The sequence below is a fragment of the Paenibacillus xylanilyticus genome (assembly GCF_047246825.1).
In the GTDB taxonomy this organism is placed as follows: domain Bacteria; phylum Bacillota; class Bacilli; order Paenibacillales; family Paenibacillaceae; genus Paenibacillus; species Paenibacillus xylanilyticus_B.
Genome location: NZ_JBFOLB010000002.1, coordinates 419,515 through 435,849, shown reverse-complemented (window position 1 = coordinate 435,849; position 16,335 = coordinate 419,515). Strand labels below are relative to the sequence as shown.

Here is a 16,335-nt window from a genome sequence, read left to right as displayed (position 1 = left end):
CTCCTTTTAACAGCACTTATTATAGCATAAAAAGGCGGGTTTGCATGCCTGAGAAATACAAGCAATGGTCGAAAATTGCCATTATTTTATGGAATATGAAATTTTTCATGCTTACTAAATCCTGTATGTAGAAAGTGAACACAAAAAAAGCTGCCGAGAAGATCTCGGACAGCTTTTTGGAGTGAAGCTTTAATGAAGTTCCAACGATTAACGGTTGTAGAACTCGACGATTTGTTTTTCGTCGATGTCTTGGGACAACTCCGAACGCTCAGGCAGACGGATGTATTTACCTTCTACAGCAGTGTCGTTGAATTCCAGGTATGCTGGAAGATGCGAACGGTTTTCCAAAGCTTCCTTAACGGAAGAAAGACCGCGGCTTCTTTCACGCAAGCTGATTACATCGCCAGTGCTTACTTGGTAAGAAGCAATGTCGACTTTTTTGCCGTTTACAGTCACGTGACCGTGGGATACCAACTGACGTGCTCCTGCACGGGAGTTAGCAAAACCAAGACGGTAAACGAGGTTATCAAGGCGGCACTCAAGCAAGAACATGAAGTTTTCACCCGCGATACCTTGCATTTTTTGCGCTCTAGCAAACAGAGTGCGGAATTGTTTTTCGCCCAAACCGTACATGTGGCGAAGTTTTTGTTTTTCTTGCAACTGCATACCGTAGTTGCTCATTTTTCTCCGTTGGTTAGCTCCATGCTGACCTGGAGGGAAAGGACGTTTCAATTCTTTGCCTGTTCCGCTCAGGGAAATGCCGAGACGACGGCTCAATTTAAATTTAGGACCAGTGTAACGTGCCATGTTTAAAGTAGCTCCTTTTTAGTTAAAGTTCATATAGGGCTCTGTTTGCGCTCCAATTTGTTGATGCGGGCAAGGCCTCGCATACGTCAATCAGGAAAGTTCAGCCGCTGTCCTGAAAGCAACAAAAAGAATGAGGGTGACACAACCGGTAATGCCCAAATTTAAAGACCCATTAGTAGTCTTCATCAACAATTTATATTACAGTTTAAAAGAGACAAAGTCAAGAGTAGGATAAATGCAAAAAAACGTCTAAATTTGTCGATAGGTCATTAGGCCCAAAATAATGGGACAATTTTCTGGAATATGGATGCAAAAAAGCTTTAAAGAGAGTAAAATAGAATGTATCTTAACTTTAAATGATCATGTACATTAAGGTTATCGTAAGGTTTTTGCAGGTTTGCGATAACGTCTGCAGATTAATGCATCCATTAAAAGATGCAAAAACGGTGCAAAGGAGCGCCTGACATGTTAGAACATCTAGGAAGTTTACCGGCCAGCTTGAATTCGCCAAGTTCGGGCGATTCCGCATCTTCTGCAGCTCGGCACAAAGAGCATGCGTTCTGGATGCAACAAATGGATATTACACCTTTTGATTTCTCATATTTGGGAAACTTGCTGCAGCAAGCCTACACCGATTGGCAAGCCCAGCATGATTCAGACTTGGACAGGTCATCTAGAATATACAGCGTTTGGAATACGGAAGGCATTTGTGTGGGGTCCGCTAATGAGTTCGAGAAAGGGCCTATATCAAGGGAAACGGTGATGTCGTGTCTTGAAACTGGAAAGGCACAATCTACGCGGGGTTCTGATCAACATGGGGAGTTCCATTGTATTGCCGAACCTTTGTTTTCCAGAATCAACAAGGATATGTTCGCCGTGTTTACAGCTTTGGTTTACGAGCCTAATCGATATGAAACGTCTGAAGAGATTGTTCGATCTGAGGCAGCGCATTATCGTACTTGCTTTTACCGAAGATTTGAATACATATTTATGGCGGATCTGTTAAAAGCTCATGAGCAAACCGCGCGTGATGAGCATCGGAGATCAATTCTTTTTCAGATCGTCCAGCGGATGCATGACAAAATGGATGTGGATGCCATATTGGACGAGGTGTTTGACAGCATTGATTATTTGTATCCGACCACCCGCATGAATCTGTACATGTCCCAGGATCGGAACAGTTCCAATCCAAGGATCAGACCTTTGATGTTTCATGAGCAGGGGGAAGATATCTGTGTTCGTTCGTTTAAAGATGGCCAAACGATCGTAATCCGATCAGATCAGGGAGAGAGTCGTATTGTCGAGGTTGGGCTTCCGCTGAAAGGGAAACAGGGCATTTATGGTGTATTCCACATTGAGATGAATGAAGAGCTCATGGAAGATCCCGACTTGCAACTGATTACAATGATGGCTGATACAGCAGGAACCGCTTTTGAGAATGCCAAACTGCACGAGCAATCGAACATGCTGATTCAGGAACTTCGTCTAATCAATGATTTGACACAGCGTTTGAATAAAAGTCTGCAGCTGAAAGAGATTTATCAAATCGCCGAGTTGGAGTTAAAGGACATCTTTCAGGCTGAATCCTGTTGTATTCTTCAATTGAATGACAGTACGAATCGTTTCGAGGTAATGTCATCAAATGTTGGAGAGATGCGTCATAAGTCTTTTGCACTGGACTACGGTATCACTGGTTTGCTGTATCAGACTGAAGAACCTCTCATTCTTTCTAATTATGCGCAGTGTACCAAAGTATCTTCCGTATTTATGGAGGTTACGGGCTCCATGTCACTAATGGCCTCGCCAATTCGGGTGAATGGTCAAATGAAGGGTACCATTTTGCTGGGGCACCCCAAAGAACATTATTTCTCATACGATAATTATCGCCTGTTGCAGATGCTTTCCATCCACGTAGGGTTGGCCCTATCCAATGCAACGCTGCATGCCGAGGTTCGCCGCTTGGCCAATCTGGATATGTTGACAGGGCTGTACGTCAGGCATTATCTGGATAGTGTCATACACGAACGACAGGCACATGAATTTTGCGGTTCATTAATTGTAGTTGATATCGATCAGTTCAAGCAGGTGAACGATACATTCGGTCATCAAACCGGGGATCAGGTGCTGAAGCAGGTAAGCGATATTGTTACAACTTCTGTTCGTTCCGAGGACGTCTGTGCCAGGTGGGGTGGCGAGGAACTGGCCATTTACATGCCGCAGCTGGGTATCCGCCAGGCAATGGAATATGCCGAGGTTATTCGCAGACGAGTGGCGGAAGAGACCAGGCCGCCCGTGACCGTGTCCAGTGGCATTGCCGAGTGGAATTGGATGGATGACAAGGTTAGTGTAGAGTCATTGTTTTACCGGGCTGATATGGCCCTCTACGAAGCCAAGCATGGTGGTCGCAACCGGATTGTGCTGGAAGAACAGGAAGTTACACGCTAAGAGAGAACTATTCCATGTTGGAGTCGTTCTCTCTTTTTTTTTGCAGCAAAGTTTGCGTTCCGGGGAAGTATAAGGGCATACAGGAGGGGCAGGCTATGGAGAACGTTGGACGGAAGGAAGGTATTGCACATGATTACACGGCAGGGTATGCGCACATTATTGTTGCTTCTGGGTGTGGTTATCATTTCTGCACCGGGCTGCGGGCTAATACAGCGTGAGCGAAGTGCTGAAGAAGTATTCTCAATGGCCTTATCGGGGATTGCTGGCAAAGAAAAGCTGGACTTTGTCGGTGAAGCCGGTTTGAGACGCGAGAGCAGCGGCCTATTTGAGAATCAGTTCAAATTCGAAGGGAAGCTGGAAAACCATGATCAGCTGACTTTACAGACACGACTTCCAGGAACGGTGACCACAGCGGGCACAGGTTCAGCAGGTGGCATGAGTGCTGCTTCTGCTAACCTTAATGGACGACCAAGCGGGTTCAGCGCTTCTTTTCAACGAAAACATGGACAATGGATGGCATTGACTGCTGAGCATGAACCTCTCCGGGGATCCCTGTCCCGCTATAATCCGATTGCACAACTGGAAAATATCGACCGGATGAACAAAACGATAAAATCCGAATACGGTTCCGGTCGAAGAACACGGATTCTGCGGATCGAGCTTGCTCCTGATGATGCCAAGGCCTGGGCAACAGCCCAGTTAAAAGACGAGATGAACGCAATTAAGGCAGAATATATGCACAAGGCAAGTACATTTAAAGGAACAAGTCAGGCAAAGCTTGAGAAGGATTTGAGCAAAGTATGGCAGCAAGGTGAAAACAGCATGGAACAAATGATGAAACAGGCGAAGGTGCAAACCGTGTATCATCTTACCGTGGATCGCAAAACCAGTTTGCCGCTGCGGCTATCTTCGGAAAGTCAGGTGACCTACAAGGATTCAAGCAACAAAAGCAATAAGGAAGCTCTGGTGATGGATGTTAATTTCAAAACATATGATTAAGAGGATGGGGTCTGCCTGCTGACGGGATTGCTGTGGCGTGCTACAATAGTATCGTAATTTACCGTTGTTCAATTATAGAATGACAGATGACAGGAGGATTTACGAGATGAAGGACCCACGAATTCAGAAGCTTGCAGCCAATCTGGTTGGCTACTCTGTAGATGTACAGCCTGGCGAGAACGTGCTGGTTGAGATGATTGGATCGGAGCGTGATCTGATCAATGCCATTATTGAAGAAGTAGGAAAAAAAGGCGGCAATGTATTTGTACAGCTGACCGATAAGACGGTACAGCGTGCCATGCTGAAAAATGCTACAGAAGATATGATGAAAACCTGGGCAGAGATTGACCTGAACCGAATGAAACAAATGGATTGTTACATTGGTATTCGTGCAGGCGAGAATGTAAACGACCTGTCCGACGTGCCGGAAGAAAAAATGAAAATGTACAATTCACTGTATTCCCATCCGGTACATAGCGAGCAGCGGGTTAAACATACGAAATGGGTTGTACTTCGTTACCCGAATGCCAGTATGGCGCAGCTGGCAAATACCAGCACGGAAGCATTCGAAGATTTCTATTTCGATGTGTGCAACCTGGATTATGCCAAAATGGATAAAGCGCAGGATTCCCTGGCAGACCTGATGAACCGTACGGACAAAGTTCGTATTACAGGACCAGGCACGGATCTGAGTTTCTCCATTAAAGATATCGGCGCAGTGAAATGTTCCGGTCAAAAAAATATCCCTGATGGTGAGGTATACAGTGCACCTGTGCGTGACTCTGTAAACGGAACAATCAGTTATAATGCAGCAACCCTCTATAACGGGGTAACGTTTGAAAATATCAAATTCACCTTCAAGGATGGCAAAATTGTTGAAGCGACAAGCAACGATACGGAGCGCTTGAACGAAATTCTGAATTCCGATGACGGTGCACGTCATATTGGTGAATTTGCGATTGGGTTCAATCCGCATATTCTTCATCCAATGAAAGATATCCTGTTTGATGAGAAAATTGCAGGCAGTCTGCACTTTACTCCCGGGCAGGCATATGAAGAAACGGATAATGGAAATCGCTCGTCCATTCACTGGGATCTCGTGCTGATTCAGCGCCCGGACTATGGCGGCGGCGAGATTTATTTCGACGATGTGCTGATTCGTAAAGACGGCATCTTTGTGATTCCGGAACTGGAATGCCTCAATCCGGACCAATTGAAGTAACAGCGGGATTTTGCTGTTGCTAGGAAAGCGGATTCACGGTATCATGTAGTGGTAATTAATAGATGATACCAAATGTGAAAAGACGGAGGGATTCCTATGTCGAGTAATAACGCGGCTGTAGTGGAAATTGCTCAAACAGCAGGCAAGTTTACTTCTTCAATCGTGCTTCATTCGGAGAACAAGTATATTGACGTCAAAAGTATTCTCGGGTTGTTTACCACGCTGATCAGCACACACAGCTATGAACTGCACGTTCATGGACCAGATGCTGACGAAGCAAAAACAGCCATGTCCGAAGTATTTGCCAAACACGGACTGAATGTGAGCATCGCGTCCGAGTAATCGTTTCAGGGAGCATCTCCGCCTGTCTTGGCGGGGATGCTTTTTTGCGTGTGAAGATGTACAGGTTCTGTTATCCCTTGCAGAGGACTTGAAATACACACTGACAGAGCCTCCAATTTGCGTGGTTATTTTGGTCAGGTTCTTGTATTAGCTCCTGATTTCGTCTAATATTAGAGGTAGAACGTCTTTACGCGATTTTTGGGACATAGGGGGGAAAAATGCATGACTTCATCTGATCTGCAGGACCAGCTGAACATGAAAGCGATCAGTCTTCTTCAAGAAGATGCAGATAAAATACAGAAGCTTATTGAAGTACAGATGGAGAATCTGGCTACCCGCTACTGCCCTCTCTATGAGGAAGTATTGGATACACAGATGTATGGGTTCTCCAAGGAAGTCGATTTTGCTGTTCGTGCAGGGCTTCTTCCGGAAGGTGCAGGTAAGCAGCTGGTAAGCGCGCTTGAGCGGAATCTGGCAATTCTATATGAAGCTTTGAACAAAAAGAATGAGCAATAGCCTGCTATAGCGTGGGTCAGAATAGAAGGCATGCAGGAGTTTTGCATGCTTTTTTTGTGTATTTGAACATGGGAAGGGATTGAGCCTTAAAATTTCAGACGAGAATGAAAAAAAGCAGTCCGGAATGAGATTCCGGGCTGCTTTTGGTTGATGAATTCTTTGGTTTGCATCTGCGAGGCTGCAGTGTTACACCAAGAAGAAGGAAACCCCCAAAATAATGTACACAACCAGCAGGAGCAATCCCTCATACCAGTTCGTTGAACCATCCTGGGTAATCGATTTGGCGATAAACACAGATACCCCAATGGCGACAAGCTCAATGGTTGTAAAGACGATATCCATGGTTCTGCCTGTAAAATAACTTACAAAAATCAGCACGGGTGCAACAAAGAGTGCGATTTGCAAGCTGCTGCCGACTGCAATCTCCACCGCAGCGCCGATTTTGTTTTTCATCGCAAGCATAATGGCTGCACTGTGTTCAGCGGCATTACCGATGATGGCAACCAAAAATGCACCAACGAACAGTTCGCTCAGACCAAACTCTTCGGTAAACACCTCAAGCGTACCCACGAGCCATTCACTGACAAAGGCCACCATGACCGTTGCCACGACCAGATATAGAATCGATTTTTTCTTGGACCATGCCGGTGCATGTTCGTGCGGCAGCTCTTCATCTTCATCCACAGTGACATCTGCGAGATAATTCTTATGGGTGACCATGGAGAACAGCAGCCAAGCGATATAGGCAAGAATCAGCAAGCCTGCGACAATCAGGCTGAGCGTGTCGGTATCCTTTTGTGTAATGGAATGGGTATTGAGAAAGACAGCCGGAATAAACAGGGCAATAATCGCCACAATCATCAGAGAGCCGTTTAAACCTGCAAGAGATACGTTGTAATTTTGAATTTTGAACTTGAGACCTCCGGCAAAGATGCTCAGTCCGAGCACCAGCAGCAGGTTCCCGATAATGGAGCCAGTCAAGCTGGCTTTCACCATGTCGAACAATCCTTCTTTTACGAGGAAAATGGCAATGATCAGTTCAGCTGCGTTACCGAACGTTGCATTCAGAAATCCGCCAAGCCGTTGTCCGGCATAGTGCGCAACATTTTCGGTGGCTTTCCCTAAAAAACCGGCCACGAAAATAACCGAAATGGCTGAAATCACAAACTGCAGGATCGGATTCCAATGCAGATAGTGGGCGATGGCGCTGAGAGCAAAGGTGACAATCAGCAAAATGGATGAAATCCGGTTTCTCACAACAAACACCTCAGTTTAATAATTATTTTGTTTTTGATGACCATAAATCCTTATGAGATTATTTTCATATTTCAATATAACCAAATGGTGGTAGGTTGTAAACGCATGTTTTTGAGTTTAATTTGCTTTTTGGGGTGGAAAGGATTTAAAATACGAGTAACGAAGTGAAGGAGGATGTGGCATGGCAGAACAACTTCAACTAGAAGGCGGTAACATCCGGATTGCCGATGACGTGGTGGCGAAAATTGCCGGAATGGCTGCGATGGAGACACCCGGAATTGCCGCAATGTCTGGAGGATTGTCAGAGGGCTGGGCCAAACGTCTCAGCGGTAAAAACGTACAGAAAGGCGTAGGCGTTGAGGTCGGCCAGCTGGAAGCAGCCATTGATCTGCGCATCATCGTCCTGTACGAGACACCGATTCATGAAGTATCCCGCATGCTTCAACAGAATGTGAGAGAAGCGGTAGAGACCATGACCGGATTACGCGTTGTCGAAGTGAACGTGAAGGTAGAAGGCGTATCCTTCAAAGGCGACGACTTGTAGGTTTATAACCCCCAATTGAACTGGAGAGCAGATGAACAGATAATGGTCCTGCTGAATCCAGTGAACCAAAAAAGACTTCGCATCCGAGGGATGCGAAGTCTTTTTTTATTCTCGTATAACTGTTAACGAATGCGACGAATGGATTCCCGTGAACGTACAGCCGGAGATGTACGTGTTTGCGTTTGTACCGTTACGGATTTCGTTCGCTCTTCCTTGATGACATCCTGATTGTTAGTACGCGAGATACTGAGCAGAATGCCCATGGCGACCATCATCACAAAGAGTGAGGTTCCTCCATAACTGATAAACGGAAGGGTGACCCCCGTCACCGGAATGGTCTGGGTCACGCCTCCGATGTTGATGAACGCCTGAATGGCGATCAGGCCCATGATTCCGATACCGACCAGCGTTCCGAACGGATCAGGACAGCGCAGGGAGACGATAATGCCCCGCCAGATAAAGTACAGGTAAACCAAAAGGAATAACGTACTACCAAGGAATCCGAGCTCTTCCCCAATCACGGAGAAAATAAAGTCATTATATGCATTCGGCAGATAATGAAGCTTCATCGTACCTTGTCCAATCCCGGAACCGGTCATACCGCCATCACCGATAGCCACAAGAGAGCGGAAAAGGTTAAGACTTCCACCGCTAGGGTCGGATAACGGATCGAGGAATGCCTGGATACGTCCAATCTTGTAGTTCTGCTCCGCACTGGCCGTTGTCGTATTGGCAGCACTGTCTGAAGGAGACACGGAGGAGAAGAGGGCATTCGCCCCGAGTGCGAGCGCCCCTCCTAACACAACGAGCATGATCGAACCCATAATATGCTTCATGCTGGCTCCGCCTGCATAGATGACGAGACCGCAGGTGGAAACCAGAATGAAGCATGTGCCAAAGTCCGGCTGCAGCATGATTAGTCCTGCAATGAAACCGACGATTACGAGGACCGGGATATAACCTGTTTTGAGATCCCTGAATCGTTCCCCTTTTTTGGTAATTAGTGCAGAAAGATACAGGATAATCGCAATTTTGGCGAACTCCGCAGGCTGAACACTGAAGCCGAAGATGTGAATCCAGCTTCGTGCACCATTTAACACCTTGCCTGTAACCAAAACAAGCAGGAGCAATACGGTGGTGAACAGGAAAAAGGGTGCATAAAGCTTCTTGTATTTGTTAAAACGAATGTTCATGGCAAAAAACATACCAACTACACCGATAACCGCCCACATCAGTTGTTTTTTCGTGAAGTATAGGGCATCATTGTTAAAACTTTTGCTTGCAATTGCAATGCTGGAACTGGAGCTAAACACCATCACCAGTCCAAAGCCCACCAACAATAAAGTGAGGATTAGCAGTTGGAAATCCGGCGTGCCTCTCTTCGTTTTCGTTTGGGCCGTTTGTTGTTTCATGATTTGGCCCAGCCTATGCTTCCAGCAGTTCTTTGAGCTGCTGCAATTTTTGGGCTGCCAGCTTCACGACTGGCTGCGGAACAGAAGAGTCATAATCCAGACCGTGAGGGAAGGTTGCTTTTCCGAGATAGACAGCCTCGACAGAGAGCACCGTATCCGGTTTTTCAAGTTTGCCATCCACTACACGGGTATTAATACGTACAAAGTATTCCGATTTTGTGTTGTCATCTTCGATTTTGTAGTCATATGTAGCACGGTAATACTCCCATTGCCACCGGACAAATCCGACTTTCTCGGCGCTCTCATCCAGGTATGCCAAGTCGCTTTTCAAGCCATCCAAGCCTGTATTCTCAAAAATCATAAGCGTCTGATCCTCCTCATAAGCTTCCGAGTATAATTCTCGTGCATTTCTCTAGTTCATGATAGTATGTTTCCCCTTCCCGTGCAAGCTTTCAAAAGGCGTTTCGTATCGGTTTTCTTCCAATTCTGCTACAATATACAGCAATAGGTTTGAAGAGGATGGTTCGGACTTGATGAAAGTTCCGTTCAAGATCGAAAGGATGGGGAGAAATGACAAATAATATATGGTGGGACGATCTGCAAATCCATATGGTGGAATGGCGGCGTCATCTTCATCGCAATCCTGAGGTTTCCTTTCATGAGGAGAAGACATCCTCTTTTGTAGCGGATATGCTGGAGAGCTTTGGAATTGAAGTGAAGCGTCATGTAGGCGGCCATGGTGTAATCGGTACGATTCGGGGGGACAAGCCTGGCCCTGTCGTAATGCTGCGGGCCGATATGGATGCACTGCCGATTCAGGACGAGAAGGATGTAGAATATGCTTCCCAAAAGGCAGGAGCAATGCATGCGTGTGGTCATGATGGGCATGTGTCCATTTTGCTGGGGACGGCATTGTACTTCAGTCGGCACCAAGCTGATATCAAAGGCGAGATTCGCTTTTTGTTCCAGCCTGCGGAAGAGCTGCTTCCTGGCGGGGCTGTAAAAGTCATTGCGGATGGTGCGCTTGATGGTGTCGATGTGATCTACGGCATTCATCTGTGGACGCCTCTTCCGGTGGGGGTGGCAGCCAGCAAGGAAGGGCCGCTCATGGCAGCTGCAGACGACTTTTACATCGAGATCAAAGGAAAAGGCGGTCACGGTGGCATGCCGCATTCGACCATAGACAGTCTGGTCGCAGGTTCTGCGCTTGTCATGCAGCTGCAGACGGTCGTCAGTCGTTCCGTGGATCCGCTGCGTCCTGCAGTATTGACCATCGGCACAATGCAGGCAGGATCTGCCCAGAATGTTATTGCAGAGTCCTGCAAAATGAGTGGAACAGTCCGAACGTTTGATGAAGAAACAAGAGCAGAAATGAAGGAACGTGTACACACCATCGTTTCCCAGACGGGTGGAGCGTATGGAGCACAGACAGAGGTGAACTACATTATGGGTTATCCGCCTGTCGTGAACGATGAGCGGGAAACGGCCCGGTTCTTCCGGAGTGCGGCCCAGGTGTTTGGGGAGGAACAAGTGCAGACATCACCCATGTTGATGCCGGCAGAAGATTTCGCTTACTATCTGCAGAAGGTTCCAGGCTGTTTCATGTTTGTCGGTGCGGGGAATCCGGACAAAGGCGCCATTTATCCGCATCATCATCCCAAATTTGATTTTGATGAAGATGCCATGCAGCATGCTGTAAAGCTCTTTATTGGCATGGCAACCGATTATATGGCGGATTAACAGAATGTTTTGGGTATAGTTGGGCATCCTACTCTGTAGAAGTAGGGTGCTCTTTTTTTCGTATGACCAGGATGGGAGTGTCGGCTGCGAAGGTTCATTTCTGGGGTTGCCGGAACTGGACTTTTTGTTATGCACGCTTATCCGTAGAGAACACGACGTAAACGACATCAGACAGGAGGAGCAGAGATGGAGACGACAGATGCATGTATTGTTCAGCGGGATTTCACAATACTGCTGGAAGTGGGTCATCCCGGATTCGAGCAGGCCCGCGCACGACTAGGAACATTCGCCGAACTTGTGAAGACGCCTGAGGGCTTCCATACCTATCGCATGACATCATTATCCCTTTGGAATGCTGCTGCACTCGGATGGAGTGCTGATCAAGTCATTAGCAGTCTGGAGTCCGTTTCTCGCTGGAATGTACCAGCGGCCCTCATACAAGATATTCGAAGGATTGTTGGTCAATACGGGAAGTTGAAGCTTGATTGGGAAAAGGATCATCAGCGTTTGCGCCTGGTCGGAGACAGTGAACAACTGCTTGACGAGTTGACTGGGCTAAAGACCATTGCAGCTTTTCGTATGGAACGTGTGGCTCCGGACGAGCTTGTGGTTCGCGGGGAACAGCGAGGATTACTTAAGCAAGAATTGACGCGTTTGGGTTACCCTGTACTCGATTATGCCGGATACCGCCCCGGAACACGTCTTTCTTTTGGCTGGAAAAGTGAAGCGAATGACCTTCATGAAACCGATTCGGATCAGGAAGCTTTTGGGCTGCGTTCATATCAGAAAGAAGCCGTTGACGCTTTTGAGGGAAGTGAAGGCATGGGTGGCAGCGGTTTGCTCGTATTGCCTTGTGGAGCTGGAAAAACCGTCATTGGCATGGCTGTTTTGGAACGGCTCCAATGTGAATGCCTTATATTGACCTCCAACACAACCTCGGTTCGGCAGTGGATTCAGGAGTTACAGGATAAGACGACGCTTACCTGTGATCAAATCGGTGAATACTCCGGTCAAAAAAAACAGGTGCGGCCTGTCACCGTGGCAACCTATCAGATTCTTACCCACAGAAAATCCAAAGAGTCCGATTTTACTCACATTAAATTGCTGAGTGAGCGGGAATGGGGGCTCATTATTTATGACGAGGTGCATTTGTTGCCGGCACCCGTATTTCGGGCTACGGCAGATATTCAAGCTACGCGAAGACTGGGATTAACCGCAACCCTGGTAAGGGAAGATGGGTGTGAACAGGATGTATTCTCCCTCATCGGTCCTAAACTGTATGATATGCCATGGAAAGACCTGGAGCGGCAAGGCTGGATTGCCAATGTGCAGTGTCAGGAAATCCGCATTCCTTTTTCGACGGATCTGAAAACAAGTTACCTGGAGGCTGAAGCAAAACATCAGTTTCGTCTTGCGGCTGAAAATCCGGCGAAGCTGCAAGTGATAAGGCGATTGCTGCGTCAACATCATGATCTGCCTGCACTTGTAATAGGTCAATATCTGGATCAGCTCGAAACCATTGCCCGGGAAATTGACGCGCCACTGATTTCTGGTATGATGTCCCAACATGAACGGGTGAAGTGGTTCGAATCCTTTCGCCGGGGCGAAATCAAAACGATTGTGGTTTCCAAGGTGGCGAATTTTGCCGTGGACCTTCCGGATGCAGCGGTAGCGCTTGAAATATCGGGAAGTTATGGCTCAAGGCAGGAAGAGGCACAGCGACTGGGCAGGATTTTGAGGCCTAAGCCGGGAGATAATAAAGCCTATTTTTATACGCTCGTATCGGAAGATAGCAGGGAACAGGAGTTTGCATTGCGGCGTCAGATGTTTTTGGTGGAGCAAGGTTATGAATACTCCATTATTCATGAACATATGTAACTGCCACCAGGTGTAAGTGTAGGCATAGAAAGGCAGGGCAAAGCCAATGCGGGAACATGAAGCATCGGAACCGAAAGAGCTAACGGAACTTTTACCTTCAGAGCAAGTAGTACTGGGTGCACTTTTTCACAAACATGCAGGTCAACCTTTTTCCACAATGATGACAACTGCCGAGTCAGCGGCAGAAGGATTGAGCGGGGTGGAAGCCAGGTCAGCGTTTATTCGCCTAAGGCAGAAGGGGTGGATTAGGGCTGTACGCAAGACATGGGGGGAGAGCTTATACTACATCCCGGTTCATCAAATCCCCGCATTAACGGCAGCATACGCACAAAGGATCATGGATAACGGTTTGCCGGAGCGGGGTATGGAGCGGGATGGACTTGAACTTAAGATGACCCAGAATAATCCAATTCAAGTGATTCAAGAAGCCAAACCGGATATCGCTGCCGAAATCATTCATATTTTGGCCTGGATCGCCAGAGAAGATCTCTCTTTAACCAATAAAGGTACGGTTCACAAAAGAATGCTGCAGCGCTTGAGTGCCATGACTCATTGGTGTGCCGAAGATTTTGTCGGGTTAAACCTACAGTACGAACATCTGGATGTGTATCCTGCCCATGTCGCCATCCTTTTGGATATGCTGCTCAGCCTGGGGCTTCTCCATAAGGATCAAGGAAAGATACAGGTAGATGCTGCCTCTCTAGGTTACTGGTTAAAGCAGTCTTGGTCCTTCATGCATCGCGAAATATTCAAGGTGTGCATGGACCGATATGGTATATCGAGCCCAGAGGCACAACATTTTCGCTACCGCTTGATATTGCTAGGTGCAAGCCATAATACTTGGTTCGATATTGCAGATGTGATTCCGCAGCGTAACAAAAATGAGGAAACCGGGGATGCCGGACAGCCAGAATATGTCCGGAGCTGGCTCAATGCTCTAGCCGGATGGGGATACGGAGAGATTGGTGAAGATGCTTTTGGAACCTTGTTTTATCGCTGGCTGATTGATCCTGAAGCGTTGTTACACTTGGAGGTACAGCAAGCCATGGATACTAGAAAGAATGTCTTCTTTGTGCAGCCTGACTTCGAAATTATGGTCCCACCAGAGGTGACTCCACAGGTTCGTTGGAAACTGGAGTACTGCGCCGAATTGATCAGCCTTGACCGAATGAGTATTTATCGAGTGACCAAAGAACAAATCATGAATGCGTCACGAAACGGGTTTACGTGTGACAAAGTGATGGAATTCCTTGACCGTTATGCTGCCACGAGAGTCCCAGAGCATGTACGCATGGCGATCCAACAATGGGGAAGCGAATGGGATCGCTTGAAGATGCAGAGTGATAAAGATGCAGCGAAAAATCAGATTATAAAGCCGATTGACTTCTTCTTCATGGAGAAATCAGAGAAGGACAAGAGCGACAAGGATGAGCACATGATTGAACCTGGTGATTCACAGGAAAGCTTTTATGTACAGGGTCGGGAGGGACTAGTTCATCTTGGAGCGGATTCGTTTATATCTGAGCCAGAGCAGTCCGTAGTGGAGGCATCGGATCTTTTGCCAGAGTACGGATCAATTCCGGACATGTGGCATAACGATTGGCGGCGATATCACATGTCCACAACTCGTCAGATTACGGCAACAGCGATAGAATGGCAGACCAAGCTGGGTCTGAAGAAAGAGCAGTCCGTGGTATACATTATTCCGGATCAAATTCAGGGTCATGACGATTGGACGCTGACAGGCTGGGTTGTCCCTGGGACAGGCGAGAGAGCAATAGAGCGGTGCACCATCTCGCCTATGGACTGGGACAAAATAAGACTGATCGTTCCAGAGCAGATATGACGCATGAAGAGCTCTTGTTCCCCTATTTTCTAATTGCAGGAAAAACTCTTCTTAACTATCGGGGGATATGCTATGATAAAGTAGTCTACCTTACGTAGAACTTTATATATAGATAGGATGAATTTCATGAGCGTAGCGGAATTGAACACGGTCGATATGGCCCAAGTGTTGACGGGCGCATATGAACTGGGCGACATGATTAACCAATCTGCCGAAGTATCGGATTATTTATATTGGAAGCAGCAAGTTGAAACCAATCCGGAGATCCAAGCTGGAATACGCAAGCTGAATGCCAAAAAGGAACTGTTTGAAGAAACACAGCGTTTTGGACACTTCCACCCGGATTATCATGCAGCAAAAGATCAGGTGAGAGCTCTGGAACAGGAATTGGAACAAATTGAGGCAGTAGCCCGTTTCAAGCAGGCGGAGAGAGCGCTGGATGAGATGCTGCATCAGATGTCGGAGACCATTGCTTACGCAGTGTCCACCACCATTAAGGTTCCAAGCAATGACCCGAATCCCAAAGGTGGCGGCTGTGGAAGCGGCGGCAAATGCAGCTGCGGTTAACTGAATTCCAATAAATTAAATTCCATATAGACCGGACCTTCTCCTCGAAGTGTCCGGTCTCCATTATAAGAGAGGCGGGGAAGATGATGTTTGCGGAAAGGACAGGATTTATTATTTGGGTTAGTGATTTAAAAGCGGCCCGCAACCTCGAAAAGTATGGTACCGTTCATTACATTTCCCGCCGAATGCATTATGTCGTCATGTACGTTAATGCAGAGCGGGCTGAAGATACGATGAAAAATGTGAAGCGGCTTTCCTATGTGCGCAAGATTGAACGTTCCTATCGGAACGAGATCAAAACAGAGTATGCCAGCAAAACGATGGACAAAACAAGTTTTTATGGGATATAACGTATACGTTCACCAATCGCAATGATTGTTGGGCTGACATAAGTGTGGAAATATACAAAAAACATATTTGCAATAGAAGTCGCCCCATTGGCGGCTTTTTTTGTTTGTAGGAATAAGGCTCAATCTCAGCTAAGCAATAACGTGATACACATACCGAATAGGTGGATGTTCCGTTACTTTAAAAAAAACAATATCCGCACTTAACCTATCTAATTACTTGTTAGTATTATGTTATTTAAAATGACGCAATAAAGTCACATTCACTAAAGAAAAAGTAAAAATGATGTAAAATAGATCGTATGTATGCCAATTTTTCAATTGGTAATTTTCCACTTTTGCAAATGGAATCGCTTTCTTTTTGGTGAAAATAACACATTTCACGATTGTAAAAATAGAGTTAAAATCTTACG

General features: G+C 46.7%; 15 protein-coding genes. 11 read left to right on the top strand and 4 right to left on the bottom strand.

Features of this window, described 5'->3' with window-relative positions; genetic code table 11:
* Window positions 1-207: 207 nt before the first annotated feature.
* Window positions 208-807 (bottom strand): 30S ribosomal protein S4, encoded by a 600-nt coding sequence (rpsD, locus tag AB3N00_RS16590; RefSeq protein WP_175395707.1) that lies wholly within the window; start codon window positions 805-807, stop codon window positions 208-210.
* Window positions 808-1,272: 465 nt separating this feature from the next.
* On the opposite strand from rpsD, the gene AB3N00_RS16585 reads away from it, so the two are divergent.
* The 5 genes from AB3N00_RS16585 (at window position 1,273) to AB3N00_RS16565 (ending at window position 6,331) form a co-directional block, all read left to right on the top strand.
* Window positions 1,273-3,252, top strand: coding sequence for a diguanylate cyclase (locus tag AB3N00_RS16585; RefSeq protein WP_413035575.1), 1,980 nt, complete (start codon window positions 1,273-1,275; stop codon window positions 3,250-3,252).
* Window positions 3,253-3,399: 147 nt separating this feature from the next.
* Complete coding sequence (locus tag AB3N00_RS16580) at window positions 3,400-4,251, top strand: hypothetical protein (RefSeq protein ID WP_413035574.1); 852 nt, start codon at window positions 3,400-3,402, stop codon at window positions 4,249-4,251.
* A 106-nt stretch (window positions 4,252-4,357) separates the two neighbouring features.
* The gene (locus tag AB3N00_RS16575; protein ID WP_413035573.1) at window positions 4,358-5,473 is read left to right on the top strand and encodes an aminopeptidase; all 1,116 of its coding nucleotides are present in this window, start codon (window positions 4,358-4,360) and stop codon (window positions 5,471-5,473) included.
* Between the two features lie 96 nt (window positions 5,474-5,569).
* Window positions 5,570-5,815 (top strand): HPr family phosphocarrier protein, encoded by a 246-nt coding sequence (locus AB3N00_RS16570; protein ID WP_175395703.1) that lies wholly within the window; start codon window positions 5,570-5,572, stop codon window positions 5,813-5,815.
* A 222-nt stretch (window positions 5,816-6,037) separates the two neighbouring features.
* Entirely contained in the window at window positions 6,038-6,331 is a 294-nt protein-coding gene (locus tag AB3N00_RS16565; RefSeq protein WP_095290224.1) for a YlaN family protein, read from the top strand.
* Window positions 6,332-6,517: 186 nt separating this feature from the next.
* On the opposite strand, the gene cax is transcribed toward AB3N00_RS16565, so the two are convergent.
* On the bottom strand, window positions 6,518-7,588 hold the full coding sequence (cax, locus tag AB3N00_RS16560) for a calcium/proton exchanger (RefSeq protein WP_175395702.1): 1,071 nt from the start codon (window positions 7,586-7,588) through the stop codon (window positions 6,518-6,520).
* A gap of 181 nt (window positions 7,589-7,769) precedes the next feature.
* Here cax and AB3N00_RS16555 point away from each other — a divergent pair, with 181 nt between their 5' ends.
* Complete coding sequence (locus AB3N00_RS16555) at window positions 7,770-8,132, top strand: Asp23/Gls24 family envelope stress response protein (protein WP_095290227.1); 363 nt, start codon at window positions 7,770-7,772, stop codon at window positions 8,130-8,132.
* A 122-nt stretch (window positions 8,133-8,254) separates the two neighbouring features.
* Here AB3N00_RS16555 and ftsW read toward each other — a convergent pair whose 3' ends face one another.
* Entirely contained in the window at window positions 8,255-9,544 is a 1,290-nt protein-coding gene (gene ftsW / locus AB3N00_RS16550) for a putative lipid II flippase FtsW (protein ID WP_413035572.1), read from the bottom strand.
* 13 nt (window positions 9,545-9,557) lie between these two features.
* Window positions 9,558-9,905, bottom strand: a complete 348-nt coding sequence (locus tag AB3N00_RS16545; RefSeq protein WP_175395700.1) for a YugN family protein — start codon at window positions 9,903-9,905, stop codon at window positions 9,558-9,560.
* 209 nt (window positions 9,906-10,114) lie between these two features.
* Between AB3N00_RS16545 and AB3N00_RS16540 the strand changes: the two genes are divergently transcribed.
* The 5 genes from AB3N00_RS16540 (at window position 10,115) to AB3N00_RS16520 (ending at window position 15,925) form a co-directional block, all read left to right on the top strand.
* Window positions 10,115-11,284 carry a M20 metallopeptidase family protein gene (locus AB3N00_RS16540; protein WP_413035571.1) on the top strand — a complete coding sequence of 390 codons (1,170 nt, stop codon included), beginning with the start codon at window positions 10,115-10,117 and terminating at the stop codon, window positions 11,282-11,284.
* 186 nt (window positions 11,285-11,470) lie between these two features.
* Window positions 11,471-13,162, top strand: a complete 1,692-nt coding sequence (locus AB3N00_RS16535) for a DNA repair helicase XPB (protein ID WP_413035570.1) — start codon at window positions 11,471-11,473, stop codon at window positions 13,160-13,162.
* A gap of 46 nt (window positions 13,163-13,208) precedes the next feature.
* A complete protein-coding gene (locus tag AB3N00_RS16530; protein WP_413035569.1) occupies window positions 13,209-15,008 on the top strand; it encodes a helicase-associated domain-containing protein in 1,800 nt (599 codons plus the stop codon).
* Window positions 15,009-15,134: 126 nt separating this feature from the next.
* Window positions 15,135-15,575, top strand: coding sequence for a YlbF family regulator (locus AB3N00_RS16525; RefSeq protein ID WP_175395696.1), 441 nt, complete (start codon window positions 15,135-15,137; stop codon window positions 15,573-15,575).
* A gap of 86 nt (window positions 15,576-15,661) precedes the next feature.
* Entirely contained in the window at window positions 15,662-15,925 is a 264-nt protein-coding gene (locus AB3N00_RS16520) for a YlbG family protein (protein WP_095290540.1), read from the top strand.
* The last annotated feature ends 410 nt before the right edge of the window (window positions 15,926-16,335 follow it).